The sequence below is a fragment of the Hyphomicrobium sp. DMF-1 genome, from assembly GCF_027886585.1.
Classification (GTDB): Bacteria; Pseudomonadota; Alphaproteobacteria; order Rhizobiales; family Hyphomicrobiaceae; genus Hyphomicrobium_C; species Hyphomicrobium_C zavarzinii.
The window spans coordinates 3,060,038-3,075,461 of record NZ_CP115706.1 but is presented as its reverse complement, the minus strand read 5'-3'; the positions used below and the strand labels follow the sequence as shown (position 1 = coordinate 3,075,461).

The window sequence follows — 15,424 nt, the reverse complement described above, 5'->3', positions numbered from 1 at the left end:
TCGATAGAGTACCCTCCGTAGTCTTGAAAGGGGAGACGGATGGCGGTTAAGACAAGCGCACGCACGGCATGCTCAGTTCTCGTATTGGTTGGGCTTGGATCGCTCGCGAAAGCTCAAGAACAGCAAGCCGCCACGCCGCTGCCTCCCGTAAACGTCACGACAACTCCGAAGGCCAAGCCCGCCAAGAAGGCGGCCGTCAAGAAGCAGTCTCCCGAGCGGGTGCCGGCCGCTGCGCCTCCTGCGCCGAGTTTCGAACCCGAGGCACCGCCTCAGGGCACGGCGTCGAAAGATGGCGGAAATGCCATCGGCGCATCGGGAGTGAGCGCGCTGCAGGTTCGCTCGAGCGCGCCCAACGCAACGGTCGTCATGGAGGGTGCGCAGCTCCAGCAGTACAACAATTTGAGCATCGGCGATGTGGTCCGCCGGTTGCCGGGCGTGACGTTCCCCGGCGTGAACCGCTCGCGTGACATCAAGCTCCGCGGTATCGGCAAGGAGTATACCCAGGTTCTGCTGGACGGCCGCCCTCTCCTTGATGGCGACACGAGCCGCAACATGGAGGTGGATCGCATTCCCGCCTCGCTCGTCGAGCGCATCGAGATCACGCGCACGCCGCTCGCAAGCATGGAGTCGCAGGGCGCGGCCGGAACGGTCAACATCATCACGCGCCGCGCATTCGGACCCTCCGGAGGTCAGGTCACGGTCGGTGGCGGACACCTCGAAGGAAACGGCACCCCGGGCGAGCTGTCCGGGTGGCAAGGCGGAGAGGCGGGGCCGCTGCGGTATTTCCTGGGCGGCGGGTACCAGCGGCGCCTCGTGCAGGAAAGCAAGACCGAGTACGTCTTCGATGGAGCGGGCGGACCAGACGGCGGCCAGCGTGTTCCGCAGCAACGGGAATTCGACGAGTACACGTTCCTGTCGCGTTTCGAGCTCGCCATCGATCCGGCGAACACGATCGTGTTCTCGCCGAGCTACCTCAAGACGACAGAGGATCGCGATCAGCACTCGCTGCGCCTCAACGGTGCTCAGACTTACGTGAACCGGGACACGCATGAAGTTCGCGAGCGCATCCGCGAGACGTACGGCGCGAATGTCGAATGGCAGCATGACTTCGGGAACCAGATCGCCTCCCGCGTCTTCTTCGACTACCAGCAGGGCAGGGAGGACACGACGCGCGCCACGACCCGCACGAGCTACAATTCGTCCGGCGTCATCACGAGCGGCCCGACAGTTCAGGAGCCCCGCTATGTCCCGATCGATCTGGACCGGATCGCCACCGGCGCCGACCTCAAGGCCCGCCTCGGCCGCCACACCCTTGAAACCGGCTTCGGCTGGGCACAGAGGGGCCATGAGGAGAACGCCATCATCGGCTTCACGCCACGGCCCGTGCCCGAGCGGACGTACGAGGTGACCGAGGACATCTACCACGCCTACATCAGCGATAGCGTATCGCTCATCGGCAACGATCTCCTGACGATCGGCCTGCGCCTCGAGCACAGCATGACCGAGACTGTCGACGTGACCAAAACAGGCACGGAGCAGGACAGCACGGACCTCAATCCCACCATCAACTACCGGCTCTCCGCGACGTCCGACCTCGATTTCCGCTTCGGCGTGGCGCGGACGCTGCGACGCCCTGATCTCGGCGACCTGACGCCGACGCTGGTCGAGGAGGACGGCACGCTCTCTGCGCCCCATACGCGTGGCAACCCCAACCTCACGCCCGAGAAGATCTGGGGGCTCGACGTCGGTGGCGACTACTTCCTGTTCAATCGCACTGGCCTTCTGTCGGCGAATTTTTTCGCACGCTCGTTCCAGGATAAAATCGAGGGTTCCTTGTCGCTGGAAGGCGGCGATTGGGTCGACACCTTGCGCAACGCAGGTGACGGCGAGCTTTACGGCGTGGAGCTCGAAGCGCGCGTTCCCTTCGTTTTCATCGGGCTTCCCGATCTCACGCTGTGGGGCAACGCCACGGCGATGAAATCCGAGCTGACCGATCGGCTGACCGGCCAGACGAGGCCGTTCGACGAGCAGCCGGAATTCGTCACCAACATCGGGTTCGACTACTACGTCCCGGCCTTGGCCACGACGTTCGGGCTTGGTTACAACCGCACCTACGCCTACGACCAGGACATCCTGATGGTGGACGGAACAAGACAGCAGACCAGCTTCTCGGACCTCGATCGCCTCGACGCCTCGGTGAGAATCTCGCTCGACAAAGAGGTCGTGCTGACGCTCTCCGCGAGCAACCTGTTGCGTCCCGACGACGTGCGCACCCTCGTCATCCGCGATGCGAGCGGGGCCGTCGACAGCACGACGGTGAGCACGGAGCCGAGCCCGTCCCTCTATTACGGAAAGCTCTCGTTCGGCTGGTAAGGCGACGGTATCGCGTTCGACGGGCAGCGTGGCACAGGCCGCGCTGCCCGTGCTGCATCTCGCGTGGATCTCGCCGCCCATCCAGACCAACTCAAAGGCAAGCGCCGGGTTCGTTCCCGGCCCCCGCCCGCGCTGGGCGAGCCAACGCCCGCTGCCGCCATCGTTTGGATGGCCGACCAAAACCCGCGGCGACAATCCCCGCCCCCTCGCCCTCGCTCGAAACGGCCTCGCATCGCCCCGCGACCGCGGTCCCGCATGGCTTTGCTCGCGGGCACCTTTACGCCATCTGGAATCTGGTATATACCATTTGGTATATACCAATAAAGCTATCAGAATCCGGGGGCTTCAGTTATGGGTGCGGTTCCGCAAACAGCGCGTGTCGTGATTATCGGGGGAGGGATCGCGGGCTGTTCCACGGCCTATCACCTCGCCCAATTAGGGTGGACCGATGTGGTGGTTCTGGAGCGGGGAAAGCTGACGTCGGGTTCCACCTGGCACGCGGCGGGAATGGTGGGGCAGCTTCGATCTAGCTCGAACATCACCGAGCTCTTGCGCTACTCGGTCAAGCTCTATGGCAGCCTCGAGCAGGAGACGGGACTGGCCACGGGATGGAAGGCCAACGGCTCGCTAAGGCTCTGCTGCACGAAGGAGCGGCGCATCGAGTTCCTGCGCCAGCTCACCACGGCGCGCTCCTTCGGCCTGGAGATGCACCTGCTGACACCGCGCGAGATCGAGGCGCTCTGTCCGGGCATCGTGACATCGGATGTGGATAGCGGTCTCTTCGTGGCCTCGGACGGCGTCGCCAACCCCTCTGATCTCGTTCAGTCCCTCGCCAAGGGGGCCAGGATGAAGGGTGTGCGGATCTTCGAGGACACGCCCGTCACCGGCATCGAGGTTCGCGACGGCGAGGTCAACGCCGTCATCACCGCGGCCGGGCGGATCGCGTGCGAGGCGGTCGCGGTCTGCGGCGGCATCTGGTCGAGAGAGCTGGCGCGCAGCGTCGGCGTGCGCCTGCCGATCCAGCCGGCGCATCATCAGTACTTCGTCACCGAGACCATGGACGGCCTGCGGCGCGACATGCCGTCCATCAGAGACCCCGACAACAAGACCTATTTCAAGGAGGAGGTCGGCGGTCTCATCGCCGGCGGATATGAAGCCAATCCCATCGGCTATGCGCCGAGGCCTGGGCTCGACGATGAGCAGTTCAAGCTCTTCCCCGAGTTCATGGATCACTTCGAGCAGTTCCTGCCCGCCATGATGAAGCGCTTTCCAGCGCTCTCGGGCGTCGGCATCAAGAAGTGGTACAACGGCCTCGAGTCCTTCACCGAGGATACGAACTTCGTCATCGGCGAGGCGCCTGAGCTGAAAGGCTTCTTCGTCGCCTGCGGCTTCAACGCCATGGGGATCGCGGCCGGCGGCGGGGCGGGCATGGCGCTTGCGCACTGGGTCGTCCACGGCGAGCCGCCGTTCGATCTCTGGCCCGTCGACATCCGCCGCTTCTCGGCTTTCCACGCTTCCGACCGCGGCGTGCTTGTGCGCTCGCTCGAAGGGCAGGGCCATCACTATGCGATGCATTGGCCCCACTACGAGTTCGAGGCGGGCCGTCCGCTGAGGCGCAGCGCACTCTACGATCGCCTCGGTCAGCAACGGGCGTGCTTCGGTAGCAAGGCCGGATGGGAGCGGCCGAACTGGTTCGCGCCTCCAGGTGTCGAAGCCAAGGATGTCTACACCTTCGGCCGGCCGAACTGGTTCGAGCACGTGGGCGCGGAGCATCGCGCCTGCCGCGAGCAGGCGGTCGTATTCGACCAGTCCTCGTTCTCGAAGTTCATGCTGATCGGCCGGGATGCCGAGCGCGTTTTGCAGCGCATCGCGGCAGCCGATATGAGCCAGGAGCCGGGCCGGATCATCTATGCACAGATGCTGAACGATCGCGGCGGCATCGAATGCGATCTCACCGTGACCCGCTTGTCTCGAGACAGCTACTACGTCGTCACCGGAACAGCGGTGGGTGAGCACGACCGAAGTTACATCGAGAGGCACATCGGACAGGGCGAGAACGCCTATTGCGTGGACGTCACGTCTGCCTTCGGCGTGCTGGGGCTGATGGGGCCGAATTCACGCGCGATCCTGGCGGAGATCGCAGAAGCCGACCTCTCCTCCGAGGCATTCCCGTTCGGGCACTGTCGCGACATCATCGTCGCGGGCGCACCCGTGCGGGCCCTGCGCATGACGTTCGTAGGTGAGTTGGGCTGGGAGCTGCACATTCCGACCGAGTACATGCTCACGGTTTACGACGCGCTCAAGAAGGCCGGTGAGAAATTCGGCCTCCGCGACGCGGGCTATCGCGCGATCGACTCCTTGCGCCTGGAAAAAGGACTGTGTGTCTGGGGTGCCGAGGTCGGCCCCGACAACACGCCGCTCGAAGCGGGGCTCGGTTTCGCCGTGGCCTTCGACAAGCCCATGCCCTTCAGGGGACGCGACGCGCTCATTGCTCAACGCGGCACTGCTCCGACGAAACGGCTCGCGACTTTGATCGCCGAGGCACCGGGCGCAATTCTGCTTGGCCGCGAAACGATCTACCGGGACGGCCGGCCGGTGGGCTGGCTCACGAGCGGAGGTTACGGCCATGCCATCGGCAAGCCGCTCGGCCTCGGCTACGTTCGCAATGCTGCGGGTGTCACCGACGACGATCTGCGGAGCGGCAAGTACGAGCTCGAGGTGGCGGGCGAGCGCATTCCCGCGACGCTCGTGATCGGCGCCGCCTACGATCCGGAAAACGAAAAATTCCGAGGCTAGCGCGCGAAGGCAGGCTGGCTCACGCGAAGTCGGCCGAGATGAGAAACTCGGCCAGTTCGAAGCGCCAGTCCTGCCTGTCGTAGGCGAAGGGCTCGCCGTCCGCGTCGAACATCGTCTGCGTGAGCGCGATGTTCGGCGAGCCCTTGGCGACACCGAGCACGCTCGCATCCTCGTCGGAGAGAAACGCGCCCCGCAGCGTGGCATCGGCGTGGCCCACGGAGATGCCGTAGGTGTCCTCCCACAGCGACAGGATCGAACCGGTGAGCGTGTGCGCGAGAAAGTCCGGAAAGCGCGCGCATCCGAGATACATCGTTTCGATGGCCGCAGGCTTGCCGCCAAGCTGCAGCAGGCGGCGCACGAAATAGGCGTCCTCGTTTCTCCTGAGCTTCAAGGGCTCGCGGGCGAACTCCGGCGGAATGACCTTCTCGGCGTGCAGCAGCACAGAGCCGGCCTCTTTGCCGCGCACGGCCGCGCTGTTGATGAAGCTCACCGATTTCATGAGCGCGAATTGCAGGCGCGCTTCCGAGACGAACCAGCCGCGCCGGTGCGAGCGCGAGACGAGCCCTTCGCTTTCGAGCCGCTCGTAGATGCGCCGCGCGGTCATGCGGCTGATGTTGCGCACATCGCCGAGCTCGCGCTCCGAAGGCAACCGCGTGCCGGGCGCAAGCGCACCGGATCTGATCTGGCCTGCGATGTCGTCGCAGATCACCTTGATGATCGGAACGGATTGGACCTCACTGGTCAAACTCGAGCTCCCGTGTGTGTCGCTTCTCGACGGGAGATATACTACTCGGGGCGCGCTGCCCAGGTCATCGTCGCGCTGAGCTGACGATCTGTTGTGGCCGCGAGCGGAAAGAGGCAGTCGGCCGGGACGATCGCAGATATGTCCCGGCCGACCGGCGGAGCGCCCCCGAGCGCCTACCCGCGAACGCGGTCGATGTGCTTGCCGAAATCAGGACTTTCCATGATTTCCTTGCACCGGTTGAAGCGGTCCATCGTGTACTGCCAGAAGTCGTCGAAGGGATAGTGGATGTCGGAGGGCTTGAGCGGGTTCTTGTTGGCCACCTGCAGCGCGCCCCAAAGGGTCCACAGCAGAAACACCATGGCCTTCTGCAGGATCATGCGGCTGTAGAGCTTGTCGGAGAATTCGCCCTTGTTGTAGGCGGTGAGCATGGCCCGATCCTGCGCCTCGTCGAAGTAGGCTTCGACGGAGAGGTCCCCGAGATCCCACATGGGATCGTTGCTGCCCGCGAACTCCCAATCCAGCAGATAGAGCTTGCTCGGCGTGTTGATGAAGTTCTCCGGAACCGGATCGTTGTGGCTCGGAACCAGCGGCAGCGCACCCTTCTTGAGCGCATCGCGAACCACGAGCGCTTCCTTCTGCATGACGTCGTAGCCGTCTGGAAAGCGGCCGCCCATCTGCTTCAGAACGTCGAGATACTCCTTGGCTTTCTCGACGTCGTTGAACTCCTGGTGGAAGGTAGCGCCGGAGCGATGAAGCGTGCCGAACACCGCGCCGGCTCGCGCGCAGATCGTCAGGTCCTTGAACAAGGCGGGCGTCATCATGGTGGCGCCTTCGATGTAGCGGGTGAGCTGGACGCCTGTGCCAGCCTCGTAGAATACGAGCTCCGCATTGACGCCAAGCTCGGAGGTCAGCCGGCCGGCCTGCTCGTCCGCGCGCCGGTCGACGTACTGCTCCGTGCCTTCGCCCGGAACGCGCAGCACATAGGAATTGCCTCCCGCAGTCACTTTGTAGTTGCGATTAGTGAGGCCGCCGACCTTCAGGATCTGGATGTCCTCGGGCCGAAACGTGCGCAGTTGCGGCACGCGCGCCAACGTCGCTTGCAGACGTGTGGTCTCTGAAGTCTCCATGTCATTTCCCCGTTTCTCTAGATTTCTTTTAGAAGGTCGCGTTTCGTGGTGCGTAGCAGCGGGCTCAGCTCGCCGAAGCTCTCGATTTCGAAAGTGCCTGACGAAACCAGCGCGGCGGGCACGTAGGCGTTCACCGCCGTCTTGCCGATGGAATGGGCAAAAGCCGCGCTCGTCGTGGCCCCGATGATCTCGCCGTTGGCGTAGACGGCCTCGCCGCCGAACGCGTTGCCGAGGCTCCCTGCGATGAACGTTGAGAGCCGCCGCGACGGTCCTTCGGCTTTTATCTTGCGGAGCGCGGCCTGCGAGAGGAAGGGATCCCGATCGAGATCGACACAGAAGCCGAGACCGGCTTCGTAAGGGTTGCAGTCGGGCGTGATGTCACTGCCCCAATACCGGTAGCCCTTCTCGATCCTGAGGGAGTCGAGCGCGCGATAGCCGACGTTGCGCAGGCCAAACGGCTTCCCGGCTTCCATCAGGCGCTCGTAAACATCGCAGGCAAACTCGGCCGGGATGTGCAACTCCCATCCCGCCTCGCCAGCGAAGCTGATGGGCAGCGCGCGAACGGAGGCCGCGCCGATCACGATATGGCTGAGATCACGCCCGTTGAGCGCGCTTTCGTAGGTGTCGATGGCGGCAGTCACGATGTCGGGCGCCTTGGGGCCTGTCACCAGCAGCACGGACCAGGCGGACGTCACATCCTCGATCGTGAAGCGCGCGTTGGCCGGGGCGTTGGCGCGGATCCATTCGATGTCGCGCGTGCCGTTGCCGGTGCCGGTCACGTAGTAGAAGCGATCGTCCGAAAGCCGCGTGATCGAGACGTCGGCCTCGATGCCGCCCCGCTTACTGCAAAGCTGCGTGTAGCTCACGGTCCCGGCGGGCTTGTCGAGGTTGCGAACCGAGAGGTATTGCAGCGCGCCGAGAGCGCCGGGCCCGTGGATCTCGTATTTCGCGAACGAGGTGAGATCCAGGATGCCCGCGTTGTTGCGGACGGCGTGGTGCTCCTCCGCGACCGTCGAAAACCAGTTTGGACGGTCGAAGCTCGGCCGGTCCTCGGTCTCGCCGCGGGTCGCAAACCAGTTCGGCCGTTCCCAGCCGAACTTCGCGCCATAGATGGCTCCGCGTTGCTTGAGCAGCGGATAGAGCGGGCTTTTGCGCAGCCCGCGGGCGGATGTGTGCTCGTAGCCCGGAGGCTGCAGGCGATAATGCGCCCCGTACACTTCGATGGCACGGGGGTAGATATAGGACTTGGTGCCGTGATGGGCGCCGAACCGCCGCGCATCTACCGGCCAGAGATCCAGCGAAGGTTGTCCCTCCAGAATCCATTCGGCCATCACCTTGCCGATGCCGCCTCCCGCGGCGATGCCGACGACACAACCCGAGGCGACGAACGCGTTGTCGAGCCCCGGGATCGGTCCCATCACGAAGTCGCCATCGGCCGAGAACGGGATCGGCCCGGTGACGAAGTCGCGGATGCCGATCTTGCCGAGAACGGGCGTTCGCTTCATCGCAGCTTCGATGAACGGCTCGAAGCGATCCATGGCGGGCGGCAGCAGCTCCTGCCCGAAAGCGCTGGGAATGGGCTCAGCGTCGAAGGTGGCTGTGTTGGGCTCCCAGCAGCCGAACACCAAGCCGTTGGTTTCCGGCTTGTAGTAGATCGAGAGGTCTGGATCGCGCACTGAAGGCATGCTGGAGTTGATGCCCTCGATCGGCTCCGTGATAAGATACTGGTGAACCAGCCCGCAGCAGGCGAGGTTCACCTGCATCAGCTTGCCGATCTCGCGCGCCCACACACCCGCCGCGTTCACGACGATGCGGCACGTGAGATCGCCCTGTGTCGTGCGCACCTGCGTGAGGCGCCGGTCTTTCCGTTCGAACCCGGTCACGGCGGCGTGCTGGATGATCCTGGCGCCGTGCTTGCGGGCGCCGGCCGCGAAGGACAGCGTGAGGCTCGTGGGATCCGCGACGCCGTCTCCAGGAACATAGAGCGCGCCGAGAATATCCCTCGTTTCCGCGATGGGAAACAAGTTGCGGACTTCCTCGGGGCTGATGATATCGGCTTCGAGGCCGACGCTCTTGGCGATGGTGTTGGAACGCTTCGCCTCGAGCAGGCGCTCGGCGTTCGAGACCAGCCTCAAGCTGCCGGTTCGCCGCCAGCCCGACGCGAGCCCGGTCTCAGCTTCGAGTGTCTCGTAGATCTCCACACTCGATTGCAGCATGCGGCTCAGATTGCGGGAGGCGCGCAATTGTCCGACCATGCCCGCCGCGTGCCAGGTGGAGCCGTGTGTCAGCTCGTTCTTTTCGAGCAGGACGACGTCCTTCGCGCCTGCCTTCGCCAGATGATAGGCGATCGATGTGCCGAGAACGCCGCCGCCGATCACGACGATGTCCGCTTGGGAAGGAAACGCTGTCATTGCTTGGCTCCGGAATGTCTGGTGTATACCAGATTCTGGTCTATACCATCACAATCAAAACGCCATTGCAAGACGGCATCGATCGTATTTGTTCTGAAATTCGATGGCTCAAAGAAATTTTCGCATTTAGCAAATGAGAAATGCTTCATTTATGCGCTGAAGCATAAATGATCTGCATAATAGTGAAGCATGGAATCGCGCTGTGGTGCGGGATTTGTCGAGCACACCCGAAAAGTGAGCGTGCATAAGGTGCGAGCCTCGGCTCGCTCAAAGATAAAAAAGTATAGGTCGGGTTTTGAGCGGGGGGCATGGTAACATTGCCCCCCGCTCGTTCGTCTGGGGATGGACCCCGCGCGTTGAGCGGCCGTGGGAGATCGGCCGCTCAAAGGTGAGAAGAATGCGGTGTTGCCCGCGGATCAGTAGGTCAAGATTCCGATAATCTGGAAGTTGTGCACGGTGTCGTGTGTGCCGTAGGCAGCCTCGTAGCCCTTTTCGGGGAGCAGCACGCTGTAGAGTGGCGCGAGGTAGAGTTTCTCGAAAAGCTGGAACTCCGCATAGGCGGCAAGCTCGGTACCCCAATTGCTGTCGGTGCCGGGCGCTGTCTCACGGACTGAGTAGTGGTTGATATAGCCGCTGAGCCCCGTCCATTTTCCGATGCCGATGTCGATGTTGGGAACCGTCGAAAGGCCGATCGAGTGAACGTCCGCGTTCTGGCTGAAAGGGCCGGAATAGTTGGCTGCGATCTCGCCGATGAACCAGCCGTTGTAGCCAGTCGCTCCGTAGAAGAGCGTATCGTAGCCTTCATTCTTCGCGGTTGTCGGATCGTCGCCGGAGTAGCTGGCGAACCGGTAGTAGACGCTCGGCGTCCAGGTCGCATCGGAGAACGTATAGCTCGGCTTGATGTACCAGGCCCAAGCGTCAAGCCCCTGGCATTGAACCGGAGTGGCGCAGACATCGACCGCGCCGCTCTTCTCGCTCACGTAATTGAAGGACAGGTTGAAGTCCTTCACGCCTAGGCTCGAGTTGCCGTGAATGCTGTAGAGGTTCATGCCGTCCGAAGCCGGCGTGAACGGCAGCACGGTATTCTGGGGATCCTGCACGTCGAGGCCGCGAATGTAAGTAAAACCCAGTGTTCCGTAAGTTTTGTCGACGTAATCGACATTGCCGCCTGCGATCGCGCGCTTGCCGTTCCAGCCCTTCTCGGATTCGATGTAGAACGCATCGAAGCGCAAAGGCGTGCCGGTCTCTATGTTGGCGATCGCGGTTTGGCCGAACACGCGGCGCGGGTTGAGGTAGTAGGCGCCGCCCTCGTTGTACTGTGCGCCGTAGCCGATGCCCGAGCTCGGCTGATCGCCCGCGATCAGGAAGCCGTCTCCCAGCACCCACTTCTGCCGGCCGCCTGAAAGAGTGATACTCGCGCCGCCCTCGCGGCCATCCGTCCATTTCACGCCGCCCGAAGCGTCCTGGAGTTGCGCGCCGTCCTCCTCGCCGATCGTGGACGCAATCGCGTCGCCGTCGCCGCGCACACCGTTGACCACGCCTGTCAGCGTGCCGAAGACCGACCAGTTCGCGTTCAAGGCACGCTCGAACTTGAAGCCCATGATGGCGTAGCCCTCGGCCCACGCCACATCGTCGAGAGGTTTGCGATTTGCGAGGCCGAACAGGTTGTAGTCCTGTGAGACGTTGAAGCCGCCAAAGCCGATCTCAGCCGTGAATTCGACGATCGTGCCGTGCGCCTTGTAGATTTCGACCGCCGAAGCGATCGGCGCCGCATAGAGTCCACCCGCCGTGACGAGCAAAGCCGCGCCGCTCGCTTTCAAAGCGCGCCGCAAGGCTTTCATGGACGAAGAATGGCGAAGATCGGAAGCCTTCATTGTAGTCCCCCCAGTTCTGGTCTGGCGTGCGGCCGGTGAAGCGCACGGAAGATGAGCCATCAAAAACGAGGAGGGCATTCGCGCTTCTCGTTTCTGGGAGAAACATGCCTCAACACGGCGCGAGCTGATAATCTCAGAGCGACGTATTGTTGGCTTTGAGCGACATGGAATGAAAAATAGACGACTGTTGCATTTGTGAAACATTTTGTATTTGAGGCGGAATGAAGTCGTGAAAATGCAAGGCGCGAACGAGGGAATGTCGCGGCCGTTCTGGTTTGGCGAATTTTGGCGTCGAATTCGGGGGTATCTAAGGTGCGTATCGCCGGTTTTGCGCGACCCGATAGGGTTCAACGGCCGTCGTCGACGAAGATCCTTTTGCGCCCCGCTCCCCGTCTAGCTTCTGCTTTCTTTCGCCGCTCGGCGTGACGCCATAGAACGCCTTGTACGATCTGCTGAAGTGCCCTGGAGATTCGAAGCCGCAGGCCACGGAGATTTGCGTGATGGAGAGGGGAGTCTGGAAGATCAATTCCCGCGCGCGCTTGAGACGCAAGCTGAGATAGTGCTTCGTCGGGGTCGTTCCGAGCGAGTCCTGGAAGATCCGCTGCGCCTGGCGAAGCGAAATGCCGGCCAGCCGCGCGAGCTCCGTGAGCGGCAGGACTTCCTCGAGGTTCGTTTCCATGAGCGACACGATCTCAATCAGCGCCATGTGCTCCAGCCCGAACCGCCGCGCCGTCGCGATCTTGTCGTGGGGATCCCGATCCCGCGCCTTCTCGGCGGCGAGGCGATCGGAGATTTCGACAGCGCGCTCGTAGCCGAAGCCGCTGGCGACGAGGGACAGCATCAGGTGGATGGGCGCGATGCCGCCCGTGCACGTGATGCGGTTGCGATCGATCACAAAGGGAGAGTCCTGGATCGTGATATGCGGATAGGTCTGACGCACGAGTTCCGCGTCGTCCCGATCGATTGCGCACTTGTAGCCGTCGAGCAGACCGGCCTCCGCAAGAGCATAGGTGCCCCCGCTCAACCCGCCGAGCACCACGCCGTCGCGCTCGATCTGGCGCAGGAGCGCGAGCACGGCGTCGTCGAAACGAGCCGGGCGCTTGGCGCCGCCGCAGACCAGAACGACATCGAGCTTCCCGGCGTCCGGATAGCTCACGGCGCGCGCTTGGGTCAGTCCGTCACCCGCGTAGGCGGTGCGCCCCGAAGGCGTGATGACGGACCACGCGTAGTCCTCCTTCTGCGAGATCTGGTTCGCCATCCGCAGCACCTCGATCGCGCACGAGAGGGCGACCATGGTGAAATCGTTCAGGGCGAGAAAGCCGATCCGGCGGATGGCGCGGAGCGTGGTTCGAGTTCGTTCCATCGGGAATCTCGCTCGGTCACAGCGCCTCTTTGAACTGCGGCAGAACCTCGAACAAATCTGCCACGAGGCCGTAGTCTGCCACCTGGAAGATCGGCGCCTCCGCGTCCTTGTTGATTGCGACGATGATCTTCGAATCCTTCATGCCCGCGAGATGCTGGATCGCGCCCGAGATGCCGCACGCGATGTAGAGGTGGGGCGCCACCACTTTGCCGGTCTGGCCCACCTGCCAGTCATTCGGCGCATATCCGGCATCGACGGCCGCGCGCGAGGCGCCGACCGCGGCGCCGAGCTTGTCGGCCACGGGCAGGATGACTTCCTTGAACTTTTCGGCCGAGCCGAGCGCACGGCCTCCCGAGATGACGATTTTGGCCGAGGTCAGCTCCGGCCGGTCGGACGTCGCAATCGCATCGCGGACGAACTTCGAGAGACCCGGATCTGGCGCGGCTGTGATGGTTTCGACGGGAGCGGACCCGCCCTCCGGCGCGGACGCGAACGCAGCGGACCGCACCGTGATCACCTTCTTCGCATCCGTCGTCTGCACGGTCTGGATGGCGTTGCCCGCATAGACGGGCCGCTTGAAGGTATCCGCCGACTGGACCTCGATGATCTCGGAGACCTGGGCCACGTCGAGTAGCGCCGCCACGCGCGGCATCACGTTCTTGCCGACGGACGTCGCGGCCGAGATCAGCGTGTCGTATCCGCCCGAAAGCGAAACGATGAGAGCGGCGAGGGGCTCTGCAAGGTTGTTTGCGAGCGTGTCGCTCTCGGCCAAGAGAACTTTTGTGACGCCGGAAAGCTTCGCGGCAGCTTCGGCCGCCGCCTTGGCGTTCTTGCCCGCGACCAGCACGTGCACGTCGCGCCCGATCTGGAGGGCGGCGGTCAGCGCCTTGGCGGTCTGCTCCGAAAGAGCGGTATTGTCGTGATCAGCCAGCAGGAGGATGGCCATGGCTTCGCATTCCCTTTCTTGAGCTAGAGGACGCCGGGCTCGGCACGGAGCTTGTCGATCAGCTCGGCCACGGACTTCACCTTGATGCCGACCTTGCGCGTGCTCGGCTCTTCCGTACGCAGCACCTTGAGGCGGGCCGCCGTCGAGACGCCGTAGTCAGCTGGGGTCTTCTTCTCGAGCGGCTTCTTCTTCGCCTTCATGATGCTCGGGAGCGAGGCGTAGCGCGGCTCGTTGAGGCGCAGGTCCACGGTGACGACCGCGGGCAACTCGATCTCGATCGTCTGCAACCCGCCGTCGACCTCGCGCGTGACCGCAGCCTTCCCGCCCTCGAGCTCCACTTTCGAGGCGAATGTCGCTTGCGCCCGCCCCATCAGCGCAGCCAGCATCTGGCCCGTCTGGTTCGAGTCGTCGTCGATGGCCTGCTTCCCGACGATGACGAGGCCGGGGCCTTCGGCGTCCACGACACCCTTGAGGATCTTCGCCACCGCCAGCGGCTCGACGCTATCGTCCGTCTCGACCAGGATCGCGCGGTCGGCACCCATCGCGAGGGCGGAGCGGAGCGTCTCCTCGGCCTTGGCAGGTCCGATGGAGACCGCGATCACCTCCGCGGCCTTCCCGGCCTCCTTCAGCTTCAGCGCCTCCTCCATGGAGATCTCGTCGAACGGGTTCATCGACATCTTGACGTTGGAGAGATCCACGCCCGAACCGTCCGGGTTCACGCGGATCCTCACGTTGAAGTCGACCACCCGTTTCACGGGCACCAGAATTTTCATAGTCGAAGGTCCTCAAGTGTAGAGCTGCTCGTAGGCGCGCAGGGGAGCGTCAGCTCCCCTTGCGCACGGCCTCCAGAAGCTTGCCGAAATTGTCTGCGTTCATGATTTCCTGGCAGCGCACGAAGCGATCCATCGCGTAGTCCCAGTAGCTCTTGAAGTGATAGGCGGGACGCGGGTTCTTGTTCGCCTCTTGCAGAACGCCCCACAGCGTCCACAGCAGGAACACCATGGATTTGTGCAGCACGATGCGCCCGTATTCGGAAAGCGTGGGCTCCCGGCCGAGGTAGGCCGTCAGCAGAATGCGGTCCTGCTCCTCGGAGAAATTCGTTTCGACGGCGAGATCGGCGAGATCCCAGAACGCGTCGTTGTTACCGGCGAACTCCCAGTCGAGAATGTGCACGCGCTTTCCGGTGTCGATCAGGTTCTCGGGCGCGGGATCATTGTGGCAGGCCACGTGCTCGGTGCAGGCCTTGGCAAGCGCTTCGCGGATCGTGTCGGCTTCCCGCTGCACGCGGTCATAGCCTTCGGGAAGTGGCGAATTCTTGCCGCGCAAAAGATCGAGATAGCTCTGGGCGATGACCTTCTCGTCGAACCTGTTGCGGAATTTCGCGCCGCTCGTGTGAAGCTTGTGGAACGCGAGGGCGGCGCGGCGAACCGCATCGGGATCTTTGAACACCGTGGCATTCATCGTCACGCCGTTCTCGATGAGCTTGGTGATCATCACGCCGGTTGCCGAGTCGTAGTAGACGAGCGGGGCGTTCACACCGAGATCCGACGTGATGCGGCTCGCCTGCTCGTCTGCCTTCCGGTCCACGTATTCTTCAGTGCCCTCGCCCGGAATGCGCACCACGTAGTTCACATCCGAGACCGTCACCCGGTAGTTCCGGTTCGTCATGCCGCCGAGCAGCTCGATGGCGACATCCCCGGGGCGCACGCTGCCGCCCGAGATCACCGAGGCCGCAATCTCGCGCGCACGTTTCTGTCTGTCGATTTCCTGCGTATCCATCCCTGTTTCC

At 63.3% G+C, this 15,424-nt stretch carries 10 protein-coding genes; 2 read left to right on the top strand and 8 right to left on the bottom strand.

The window, feature by feature from the left end; genetic code table 11:
• The first annotated feature begins 39 nt into the window (after positions 1 to 39).
• Both PE058_RS14085 and PE058_RS14080 read left to right on the top strand, forming a co-directional pair.
• Positions 40 to 2,373: a TonB-dependent receptor plug domain-containing protein gene (locus tag PE058_RS14085; protein WP_271028690.1), complete on the top strand. Its 2,334-nt coding sequence runs from the start codon at positions 40 to 42 to the stop codon at positions 2,371 to 2,373.
• A gap of 351 nt (positions 2,374 to 2,724) precedes the next feature.
• Positions 2,725 to 5,169 (top strand): GcvT family protein, encoded by a 2,445-nt coding sequence (locus tag PE058_RS14080; protein WP_271028689.1) that lies wholly within the window; start codon positions 2,725 to 2,727, stop codon positions 5,167 to 5,169.
• A gap of 19 nt (positions 5,170 to 5,188) precedes the next feature.
• Here the strand turns inward: PE058_RS14080 and PE058_RS14075 are convergent, their stop codons facing one another.
• From PE058_RS14075 to PE058_RS14040, 8 genes are all read right to left on the bottom strand, one after another.
• Positions 5,189 to 5,914 carry a GntR family transcriptional regulator gene (locus PE058_RS14075; protein ID WP_271028688.1) on the bottom strand — a complete coding sequence of 242 codons (726 nt, stop codon included), beginning with the start codon at positions 5,912 to 5,914 and terminating at the stop codon, positions 5,189 to 5,191.
• Between the two features lie 173 nt (positions 5,915 to 6,087).
• Entirely contained in the window at positions 6,088 to 7,041 is a 954-nt protein-coding gene (locus PE058_RS14070; protein ID WP_020086295.1) for a choline kinase family protein, read from the bottom strand.
• A gap of 17 nt (positions 7,042 to 7,058) precedes the next feature.
• Positions 7,059 to 9,452, bottom strand: coding sequence for a GcvT family protein (locus PE058_RS14065; protein ID WP_271028687.1), 2,394 nt, complete (start codon positions 9,450 to 9,452; stop codon positions 7,059 to 7,061).
• A 416-nt stretch (positions 9,453 to 9,868) separates the two neighbouring features.
• The gene (locus tag PE058_RS14060; protein ID WP_271028686.1) at positions 9,869 to 11,326 is read right to left on the bottom strand and encodes a hypothetical protein; all 1,458 of its coding nucleotides are present in this window, start codon (positions 11,324 to 11,326) and stop codon (positions 9,869 to 9,871) included.
• A 307-nt stretch (positions 11,327 to 11,633) separates the two neighbouring features.
• Positions 11,634 to 12,689 carry a GlxA family transcriptional regulator gene (locus PE058_RS14055; RefSeq protein ID WP_271028685.1) on the bottom strand — a complete coding sequence of 352 codons (1,056 nt, stop codon included), beginning with the start codon at positions 12,687 to 12,689 and terminating at the stop codon, positions 11,634 to 11,636.
• A gap of 16 nt (positions 12,690 to 12,705) precedes the next feature.
• Positions 12,706 to 13,635 carry an electron transfer flavoprotein subunit alpha/FixB family protein gene (locus tag PE058_RS14050; protein ID WP_020086299.1) on the bottom strand — a complete coding sequence of 310 codons (930 nt, stop codon included), beginning with the start codon at positions 13,633 to 13,635 and terminating at the stop codon, positions 12,706 to 12,708.
• 23 nt (positions 13,636 to 13,658) lie between these two features.
• Positions 13,659 to 14,408, bottom strand: coding sequence for an electron transfer flavoprotein subunit beta/FixA family protein (locus tag PE058_RS14045; RefSeq protein ID WP_020086300.1), 750 nt, complete (start codon positions 14,406 to 14,408; stop codon positions 13,659 to 13,661).
• A gap of 49 nt (positions 14,409 to 14,457) precedes the next feature.
• Positions 14,458 to 15,414 (bottom strand): choline kinase family protein, encoded by a 957-nt coding sequence (locus PE058_RS14040; protein ID WP_020086301.1) that lies wholly within the window; start codon positions 15,412 to 15,414, stop codon positions 14,458 to 14,460.
• Between the last annotated feature and the right edge of the window lie 10 nt (positions 15,415 to 15,424).

Coding starts and splice junctions, on each gene's coding strand:
- PE058_RS14085 (WP_271028690.1), top strand. CDS start 40: ATGGCGGTTAAGACAAGCGCACGCACGGCATGCTCAGTTCTCGTATTG.
- PE058_RS14080 (WP_271028689.1), top strand. CDS start 2,725: ATGGGTGCGGTTCCGCAAACAGCGCGTGTCGTGATTATCGGGGGAGGG.
- PE058_RS14070 (WP_020086295.1), bottom strand. CDS start 7,041: ATGGAGACTTCAGAGACCACACGTCTGCAAGCGACGTTGGCGCGCGTG.
- PE058_RS14065 (WP_271028687.1), bottom strand. CDS start 9,452: ATGACAGCGTTTCCTTCCCAAGCGGACATCGTCGTGATCGGCGGCGGC.
- PE058_RS14060 (WP_271028686.1), bottom strand. CDS start 11,326: ATGAAGGCTTCCGATCTTCGCCATTCTTCGTCCATGAAAGCCTTGCGG.
- PE058_RS14055 (WP_271028685.1), bottom strand. CDS start 12,689: ATGGAACGAACTCGAACCACGCTCCGCGCCATCCGCCGGATCGGCTTT.
- PE058_RS14050 (WP_020086299.1), bottom strand. CDS start 13,635: ATGGCCATCCTCCTGCTGGCTGATCACGACAATACCGCTCTTTCGGAG.
- PE058_RS14045 (WP_020086300.1), bottom strand. CDS start 14,408: ATGAAAATTCTGGTGCCCGTGAAACGGGTGGTCGACTTCAACGTGAGG.
- PE058_RS14040 (WP_020086301.1), bottom strand. CDS start 15,414: ATGGATACGCAGGAAATCGACAGACAGAAACGTGCGCGCGAGATTGCG.